The organism is Streptomyces sp. KLMMK (assembly GCF_036961605.1).
In the GTDB taxonomy this organism is placed as follows: domain Bacteria; phylum Actinomycetota; class Actinomycetes; order Streptomycetales; family Streptomycetaceae; genus Streptomyces; species Streptomyces telluris.
On record NZ_JBAMDC010000302.1, the window covers coordinates 1 to 7,965 of the forward strand.

Below are 7,965 nucleotides of genomic sequence, written 5' to 3' on the forward strand. Positions count from 1 at the left end.
CCCGGAATGTGGCTGGCCGCCTTCAACCGCGGCATCAACGGGGAGTCCCTGGAGCCGGATCCCGGCCGGCCGCACAGTGATATCCCGTCAGACAAGGAAGAGTAGCCAAGTGACGCAGCCGCGGTTCAACATGGACTGGATGCTCAAGGACCTGGCAACCAGTGTTCCGCAGACCCGCCACGTGATCGTGCTGTCCTCGGACGGCCTGCGCATGGCTCAGCACGGCACCGACCCGGACGCCGCCGACCGCCTCGCCGCCGCCTGTGCCGGACTGCAGAGCCTGTCCACCGCGATCGCCGGTGAATTCCCGCACGGGGACGGGCAGATGCGCCTGGTCGTGATCGAGGTCGACGGCGGATTCTTCTATCTGATGGCCGCCGGGGCCGGAGCCTTCCTCGCGGTGCTGGCCGACGACGACGTGGACGCCGAGCTGATGGGCATGCGGATGCGGGATCTGGTGGCCCGCATCGGTTCGCATCTCACCAGTCCCCCGCGGGTCGGCGGGTCGGTGACATGAGCACGGAGGGACCCGGCTCCCCGACCGCGCCCGGCAGCCCGGACCGGCTCTACATCCTCACCGGAGGCGAGCCCCGCGCGGAGCGGAAGACGGAGCTCGACCTGGTGACGCTGATCGTGTCCCGGTCCGAGGCCGACCCCGGGCTGCAGCCCGAGCACGCCGCCATCGTCCGGATGTGTGCCTACCCGCTCTCCGTCGCCGAGATATCGGCCTATCTGGAATTGCCGGTCAGCACGCTGACCCTGCTGCTCACGGAGCTGGTGGCGGGTCGTCACGTGGAGGCCCGGCCGCCGGTGCCGGCGGCGGCCCTTCCCGACGTTCAACTTCTGGAGGCGGTGATGAATGGACTACAGAAGCTCTGACTCCCCCGGGTTGGAGACCTATGCGGGGCCGCGCAGCGAGGACGTCCTGCCGGCCTCGGCAACCGCGGCCGTCAAGGTCGTCATCGTCGGCGGGTTCGGGGTCGGCAAGACGACCCTGGTGGGCTCGGTCAGCGAGATCCGGCCGCTGACCACCGAGGAGACGATGACCCAGGCCGGTGTCGGCGTGGACGACATCGCCGGGATCGAGCACAAGACCGAGACGACCGTGGCCATGGACTTCGGCCGGATCAGCATCAACGAGCACCTGGTTCTGTATCTGTTCGGCACTCCCGGCCAGGAGCGCTTCTGGTTCCTGTGGAACGGCCTGTTCGAGGGCGCCCTGGGTGCGGTCGTCCTCCTCGACACCCGCCGCATGGACGTCAGTTACGACGTGATCGGGCGCCTCGAGGAGAAGGGGGTGCCGTTCGTCGTCGGCGTCAACCGCTTCCCCCAGGCCCCCAGATACCCGATGGAGCAGCTCCGCTCGGCCATGGACCTCGACGAGTCGGTGCCCATGGTCGACTGCGACGCCCGCGACCGCGCCTCCTGCCGCGACACCCTGCTCACCCTCATGCGCTACCTCTACACGCTCACCACCGCCTCCCCGGAGCACCAGTGACCCTCCCTTCCGAACGCCCCCGCATCCCCTCCCCGGCCGGGCCTCCCCCGCAGTGCCCGGCCCACGCGACCGGCCCCGGCGGGATCACCCGGCTGTACGGCCCGGAGGCCGAGGCCGACCCGATGGGGCTGTACGAGCGGCTCCGCCAGAAGCACGGCCAGGTGGCGCCCGTCCTGCTGCACGACGACGTCCCGGCCTGGATCGTGCTCGGCTACCGCGAGGCCCTCGACGTGGCGCGCACCCCCTCGCGCTTCTCGCGCGACTCCCGGCTGTGGATCGAGGCGCGGGAGGGCCGCGTGGCACCCACCCACCCGCTCGCGCCGATCACCACCTGGCAGCCGATCTGCGTCTTCGCCGACGGCCAGCAGCACGAGCGCTGGCGCGGCGCCGTCAACGACAGCATCGCCCGCTTCGACAAGCGGGGCATCCGCCGCCACGTCACCCAGTCCGCGAACCAGCTCGTCGACCGCTTCTGCGCCTCGGGCCGGGCGGATCTGGTGCACGAGTTCGCGGAGCAGCTGCCGATGATGGCGATGACGCAGTTGCTGGGAATGCCGGAGGCGTACAGCCCCCAGCTCGTCAACGCCGCCCGGGACATGATCAAGGGCACCGAGACGGCGATCGCGAGCAACGAGTTCGTCCAGGAGACGCTGCGCAAGCTGGTGGCGCGCAAGCACGTCGAGCCGGGCGCCGACTTCACCAGCTGGCTGCTGGAGCACCCCGCCGGACTCTCCGACGACGAGGTGCAGCAGCATCTGCGGCTGGTGCTGATCGCGGCCTACGAGACCACGGCGAACCTCATCGCGAACACCCTGAAGATGGTCCTCACCGACCACCGCTTCCAGGCCTCCCTGGCCGGCGGCCACATGACGCTGCCGGACGCGGTCGAGCAGGTCCTGTGGGACGAGCCGCCGTTCATCTCGATCCTGGGCCGCTGGGCGACGCAGGACACGGAGCTGGCGGGTCAGCAGATCAAGGAGGGGGACGCCCTGATCCTGGGGCTGGCCGCCGCCAACATGGACACGGTGATCCGCCCCGACCCCGACGTCCCCGTCCACGGCAACCGCTCGCACCTGGCGTTCAGCGGGGGCCAGCACGAGTGCCCGGGCCAGGACGTGGGCCGGGCGATCGCGGACACGGGCATCGACGCCCTGCTGCTGCGCCTGCCCGACCTGACCCTCTCGGTGGAGGAGTCGGAGCTCACCTACCGCTCCACCCTGATGTCCCGTCATCTGACCGGGCTGCCGGTGCGGTTCACGGCGCGGGCGCCACTGCCTCCGGAGGAGGCGCTGACACCCGCGCCGGAGCCGCCCGTGCCCGCTCAGCCCGAGCGGGCCGAGCAGCCGGCCATCCCGGCGCCCCCGGTCCCGGCCTCCGGCCCGGAGGCGTCCGGTTCGCGGCGCTCGTGGTGGAGGTCGCTGCGCCGGCTGCTGCTGCGCCGGTAGCGGCCGGCGTCGAGCAGGTCCCACCACCAGGCGATGGCGGGGACGGGCAGCGGGTCCGGGCTGTCGTCCGACGGGAACGGCTTCCACCACTGCACGTCGGCGCCGGTCCCGTAGGGGTCCTGGTACCGGGCGCAGGCCGAGGCCCAGTCCAGGTGCCCGCGGACGAAGTGGCCCAGCGCCACCAGGTAGCACCGCAGTTCCACCCCGGCCCGGGGCCAGATCTGCTCGCGTAAGCGCAGGAAGAGCGTCATGACGCGGTCGCGCATCGCCATGGCCTCTTCCTGGGCCCGGGCGGGCTCCCAGTCCCGTTCCTGGGCGAGGACGTCGATCAGGTTGAGGTTGTCGCCGGCACGCTGGATCTCCTTGTTCCGTGAGTAGAAGTCGTTGTCCCAGGCGACGAGCGTCCAGGTCATCTCGGTGAGGGCCCGGATCTCGGGCCGGTCCAGGTCGCGGTCGTCGAGTTCGTATCCTCCTGCGATGTCCATCAGGGCCGTGGAGGGCGCCATGCCGATGGCGCGCATCCACATCGCTGCGTAGTCGTTCACGGACGGCAGGGCCCGGTCGCGGCGGCAGGCAGCCTCCCACACCAGGCCGGAGAGGTAGGTGCGCATGCCCTCGGTCCAGCGGCGCAGCTGGCTCGGCGTCGCGTGCTCGGCCAGCTCCAGGCGGACGGCCCGCAGTGCCGCGGCGTGGGGCGAGTCATCCGGCCACTCCGGCACCGGCGCCTCCAGGACGCGCATGATGCGTGAGGTCGTGTGCGCCAGGCCGTGGGCGGTGGCGGTCGACTCGTCGCACAGGGCGTCGTCCAGGGAGAAGAGCACGGCGTGGAGCTTGGCGACGACGGCGAGCGGTCCGGACTGGCCGTAGGGCATGGTCCGGGCCGTGAGCCCGCCGAAGTCGCACCGGGCGAGACGCTGCCGCTGGTGGGCCGAGGTGTCGAGGTGTCGCTGGAGCATCCAGTCGACCGAGGTGCGGTCGATCTCCCGGATGCTCGGGTGCACCGCCGGCGGTATCGGACAGTAGAAGGGCACGATCTCCAAGGGCTGTACTGATATGCGGTCTCGCACGCCCGTCACGGCGCCTCCCCAGGCCGGCTCGCAGCGTTCCTGTCCACTTTTGCGCGGTACCTGCCCAGGGTGGACCGGGGATAACCCGCGGCGCATACCCGGTCACACCTTTCCAGCGCGGGATGCAAGGCTCACTTCAGACCGTTTCTGACCGAACCAGGCGAAAAAGAGCTTTTCCGATGAGTGGCGGCGGTGGAATATTGCACCCCGATGTCAGAGTTTTTTCCCCATGATCCTCTGCTGTTCGAAAAAATAAGGGTTGGCCGGATCCCGCTCATGCGTCGCGCGGACGAATGATCGACGATCTACGGCGCCGGTGACCGTTCGGGCCCAGGGAGGCACGCCATGACGACGCAACCGCCGGACGGCCCGTACGCCGGACTGCTGACCCGGCCCTGGCCGCGGGCGGCCGCGGCGGTGGTGGCGGGAGCGCTGCCCGCGCTCACGTTTCCCACGCCTTCGCTGTGGTGGCTGGCCTACGTGGCCCTCGTTCCCTGGCTGTCCCTGATCCGCACGGCGCCCGGAGCGCGGCGGGCGGCGCTCGACGGGTGGCTCGGCGGTGGCGGATTCCTGCTCGCCGTGCACCACTGGCTGCTGCCGAGTCTGCACGTCTTCATCCTGGTGCTGGCCGCGCTGCTGGGGCTGCTGTGGGCACCGTGGGGCGTGCTGGTCAAGCGACTGCTGGGCGGTTCCCCGGGGCCGGCGCGGGCCGCCGCGGCCCTCATCGCCGTACCTTCCGGCTGGTTGATGGTCGAACTTGCCCGTTCATGGGAGTATTTGGGCGGACCGTGGGGTCTGTTCGGGGCGAGTCAGTGGCAGGTGCAACCCGCTCTCAAGCTCGCTTCAACAGGCGGGATCTGGCTGGTTAGTTTCCTCCTCGTGGCCCTCAACACCGCCGTTTCCACGGTCATTTGGGCTTCTCGCGCGCGTATCACCGGACTAGTCGGCCTGGTGGGCTGTGCAGCAGTCGTCGCCGGGGTGTGGTGGTGGGCGCCTTCGCCGCGCGCCGCGGGCACCGTCCGGATCGCCCTCGTCCAGCCGGGTGTCGTCGACGGGACGGGCAGCGTCCAGCGCCGGTTCGACCGCCAGGAGGAGCTCACGAGGAAGCTGGCCGGGCAGCGGGTGGACCTCGTGGTGTGGGGCGAGAGCGGCGTCGGCGGCGACCTCGCGCAGCACCCCGGCCTCCGGGACCGGCTCAGGGCGCTCTCCCGCGCGGTGGGCGCCGACCTCCTCGTCAACGTCGACGCGCGCCGCTCGGACCGGCCCGGCATCTTCAAGAGTTCCGTGCTCGTCGGCCCCGGCGGTCCGACCGGGGACCGCTACGACAAGATGCGGCTCGTGCCGTTCGGCGAGTACGTGCCGGCACGCTCCCTGCTCGGCTGGGCCACGTCGGTGGGCAAGGCCGCCGGCGAGGACCGCAGGCGCGGCGACCACCCGGTGGTGATGCGGCTGCCCGCCTCCCCCTCCGCACCGGAGGGCCTGCGGATCGGCCCGCTGGTGTGCTTCGAGTCGGCCTTCCCCGACATGAGCCGGCAGCTGGCCCGCGACGGCGCGCAGGTGATCGTCGCCCAGTCCTCCACCTCCACGTTCCAGCACAGCTGGGCCCCGTGGCAGCACGCCTCGCTCGCCGCGCTGCGGGCGGCCGAGACCTGGCGGCCGGTGGTGCACGCGACGCTGACGGGTGTGAGCACGGTCGCCGGTCCGCAGGGCCGGGCGGTCGGCGCCCCGCTCGGCACCGACCGCAGCGAGGCCGCCGTCCGCGACGTGCCGCTGGCCCGCGGCACGAGCCCCTACGTCCGGTACGGGAACTGGGTCGTCCTGGTGTCCCTGGCGGTGGTCGCCTGCACGTGCGCCGCCGAGGGCGTCCGGCTCGTGCGACAGCGCGTCAGGAAGCCTGCTCCGAAGCAGCCTTGACGATGCGCTCGCACAGCTCGTGGGTGGCCAGCGCGTCCTCGGCGTCGAGCAGCTTGCCCGCCCGGACCGCGTCGAGGAAGGCGAGGACGGTCTGCTCGATGCCGCGCTGACGGGAGACGGGCACCCAGTCACCGCGCCTGCGCACGCTGGGCTGACCCTTGTGGTCGATCACCTCGGAGAGGTTGAGGACCTGCCGCTTGGTGTCCTGTCCGGAGACCTCGAGGATCTCCTCGGTGGAGCCGCTCATCCGGTTCATGGTGCCGATCGCCGTGAAACCGTCACCGGAGAGCTGGAGCACGACGTGGTGCATGAGGCCGTCGCGGACCCGGGCGCGGACGTCCACGTGGTCGACGGGCCCCGGGGCGAGGAAGCGCAGGGTGTCCACGACGTGGATGAAGTCGTCGAGCACGAGGGTGCGCGGGTCCTCGGCCAGCCCGACGCGGTTCTTCTGCATCAGGATCAGGTCGCGCGGGTGGTCCAGGCACTGGGTGTAGGACGGTGCGTAGCGGCGGTTGAAGCCGACCATCAGGCTCACGCCCCGCTCCCGGGCGAGCCGGACGAGCCGCTCGCTGGTGGCGAGGTCGTAGGCGAGGGGCTTGTCGACGTAGACCGGTACGCCCGCTTCGAGAAGGCGGGTGACGAGCTCGGGGTGGGCCGCGGTCGCCGCGTGGACGAAGGCCGCGTCGAGGTCCGCCGCGAGCAGCGCGTCGAGGCCCGTGTGGCACTGGGCCTCCGGGATGCGGTGGGCCTCGGCGACGCGCGCGAGCGTGGCGGGGGTGCGGGTGTGCAGGTGGAGTTCGAGGCCCGGCCGGGTGGCGAGCACCGGAAGGTACGCCTTCTGCGCGATGTCTCCGAGCCCGATGCAGCCGACCTTCACAGCGCCTCCTTGGTGCGTGCCTTCGTTTGGGAAGCATACGACTGTACGGAAGGGCGCCTGTACGGAAGGGCGCCGGCGAAAACCTCTGGCGCGGGCGGCACGGGGGCGCCAGGATGACCGCCATGATCACTCCTGAGCGTCCCACGCCCCCCACCGTCTCCGACGAGCGCACCAGCCTGGAGAGCTGGCTCGACTTCCACCGCGCCACGCTGGCCCTGAAGTGCGCGGGCCTGAACGAGGCGCAGCTGCGCGAGGCGTCCGCACCGCCGTCCCCGATGAGCCTGATGGGACTCGTCCGGCACATGGCCGAGGTCGAGCGCAGCTGGTTCCGCCGGTGCCTGGCCCGCGAGGAAGCCGGGCCGATCTACTACTCCGACGAGGATCCGGAGCGGGACATGGAGGTCACGGAGGCGGACGGCTGGGACGAGGCCTACGCCACCTGGCAGGCGGAGATCGCCGCGGCCCGCGAGGCGGCGCGCGGCCGCTCGCTGGACGACCGCGGCTTCGCCCCGCACCGCAACAAGGAGTTCGACCTGCGGTGGATCTACATCCACATGATCGAGGAGTATGCGCGCCACAACGGCCACGCCGACCTCATCCGCGAGCGGATCGACGGGGCGACCGGCGCCTGAGCGCCGGCGCCCCCGGACGCGTGATCGCACATCACCCGTGCGGGTAATTCCCAACGCCGACGGGCGCACAGCAGAGTTGAGCGAGTGCATCGACTGCCTGCAGTGACGGTCATGGCGGCGGCGGTGGCGCTGGCGGCCGCCGGGTGTGTGTCCGTCTCCCAGCCGCCCGCCTCCCACTCCCCGCCCCGCCCGCCGGGCCACTCCCGGCCGGGCGATCTGCTGCCCGGCCCCGCCCGTGAGGATCTGATCACCACCGGGCCCGACGGAGCGCGCTCTCCTGCGGCGCCCGGGCAGGACCCGAGAGCCGCCACGGCCGGGGGCGCCTCGGGGCCCGAGGGCGCGATCACCCCCTCCGGCCGCTCCGGCGCCCACGACCGCCGGGACGGGGCGGACCCTGCGGATCCTTACGACTTCGGCGGTGCCCCGGACGCGTCGTCCGACGATGGAGCGGAGCCGTCGCGCTCCTCCGGCTCCCCGCGGCTGTCGCACCCGCCCCGCAGAGCGGGCCGCACCTGGGCCCCGCCGGACCGGC

The 7,965-nt window shown here is 71.8% G+C and carries 7 protein-coding genes and 2 pseudogenes; 7 read left to right on the top strand and 2 right to left on the bottom strand.

Going from position 1 to position 7,965, the window contains the following annotated elements:
• Nucleotides 1–130 precede the first annotated feature (130 nt).
• From V7793_RS28885 to V7793_RS28900, 4 genes are read left to right on the top strand one after another with little or no spacing between them, the layout of a single operon-like run.
• Nucleotides 131–517 carry a roadblock/LC7 domain-containing protein gene (locus tag V7793_RS28885; RefSeq protein WP_206329087.1) on the top strand — a complete coding sequence of 129 codons (387 nt, stop codon included), beginning with the start codon at nucleotides 131–133 and terminating at the stop codon, nucleotides 515–517.
• The gene (locus V7793_RS28890) at nucleotides 514–879 is read left to right on the top strand and encodes a DUF742 domain-containing protein (RefSeq protein ID WP_058041366.1); all 366 of its coding nucleotides are present in this window, start codon (nucleotides 514–516) and stop codon (nucleotides 877–879) included. The genes V7793_RS28885 and V7793_RS28890 overlap by 4 nt, the downstream gene beginning before the upstream one ends.
• The gene (locus V7793_RS28895) at nucleotides 860–1,498 is read left to right on the top strand and encodes a GTP-binding protein (RefSeq protein WP_336011817.1); all 639 of its coding nucleotides are present in this window, start codon (nucleotides 860–862) and stop codon (nucleotides 1,496–1,498) included. Before V7793_RS28890 ends, V7793_RS28895 begins: the two co-directional genes overlap by 20 nt.
• On the top strand, nucleotides 1,495–2,943 hold the full coding sequence (locus V7793_RS28900) for a cytochrome P450 (protein WP_336011819.1): 1,449 nt from the start codon (nucleotides 1,495–1,497) through the stop codon (nucleotides 2,941–2,943). Before V7793_RS28895 ends, V7793_RS28900 begins: the two co-directional genes overlap by 4 nt.
• 263 nt (nucleotides 2,944–3,206) lie before the next feature.
• On the opposite strand, the pseudogene V7793_RS28905 reads toward V7793_RS28900, so the two are convergent.
• Nucleotides 3,207–4,106: pseudogene (locus V7793_RS28905) on the bottom strand (terpene synthase family protein); the annotation flags it as partial.
• A 249-nt stretch (nucleotides 4,107–4,355) separates the two neighbouring features.
• Here V7793_RS28905 and lnt point away from each other — a divergent pair.
• Nucleotides 4,356–5,924 carry an apolipoprotein N-acyltransferase gene (gene lnt, locus V7793_RS28910; protein ID WP_336011820.1) on the top strand — a complete coding sequence of 523 codons (1,569 nt, stop codon included), beginning with the start codon at nucleotides 4,356–4,358 and terminating at the stop codon, nucleotides 5,922–5,924.
• Here lnt and V7793_RS28915 read toward each other — a convergent pair.
• Entirely contained in the window at nucleotides 5,896–6,801 is a 906-nt protein-coding gene (locus V7793_RS28915) for a Gfo/Idh/MocA family protein (RefSeq protein WP_336011823.1), read from the bottom strand. The two genes, lnt and V7793_RS28915, sit on opposite strands and share 29 nt — an antisense overlap.
• Nucleotides 6,802–6,923: 122 nt before the next feature.
• Between V7793_RS28915 and V7793_RS28920 the strand changes: the two genes are divergently transcribed.
• Both V7793_RS28920 and V7793_RS28925 read left to right on the top strand, forming a co-directional pair.
• Nucleotides 6,924–7,433 (top strand): DinB family protein, encoded by a 510-nt coding sequence (locus V7793_RS28920; protein ID WP_336011825.1) that lies wholly within the window; start codon nucleotides 6,924–6,926, stop codon nucleotides 7,431–7,433.
• An 84-nt stretch (nucleotides 7,434–7,517) separates the two neighbouring features.
• Nucleotides 7,518–7,965, top strand: a pseudogene (locus V7793_RS28925) (hypothetical protein); the annotation flags it as partial.

Bases quoted from the DNA above. Each gene is read 5' to 3' on its own strand.
- V7793_RS28885 (WP_206329087.1), top strand. From the start codon at position 131: ATGGACTGGATGCTCAAGGACCTGGCAACCAGTGTTCCGCAGACCCGC.
- V7793_RS28890 (WP_058041366.1), top strand. From the start codon at position 514: ATGAGCACGGAGGGACCCGGCTCCCCGACCGCGCCCGGCAGCCCGGAC.
- V7793_RS28895 (WP_336011817.1), top strand. From the start codon at position 860: ATGGACTACAGAAGCTCTGACTCCCCCGGGTTGGAGACCTATGCGGGG.
- lnt (WP_336011820.1), top strand. From the start codon at position 4,356: ATGACGACGCAACCGCCGGACGGCCCGTACGCCGGACTGCTGACCCGG.
- V7793_RS28920 (WP_336011825.1), top strand. From the start codon at position 6,924: ATGATCACTCCTGAGCGTCCCACGCCCCCCACCGTCTCCGACGAGCGC.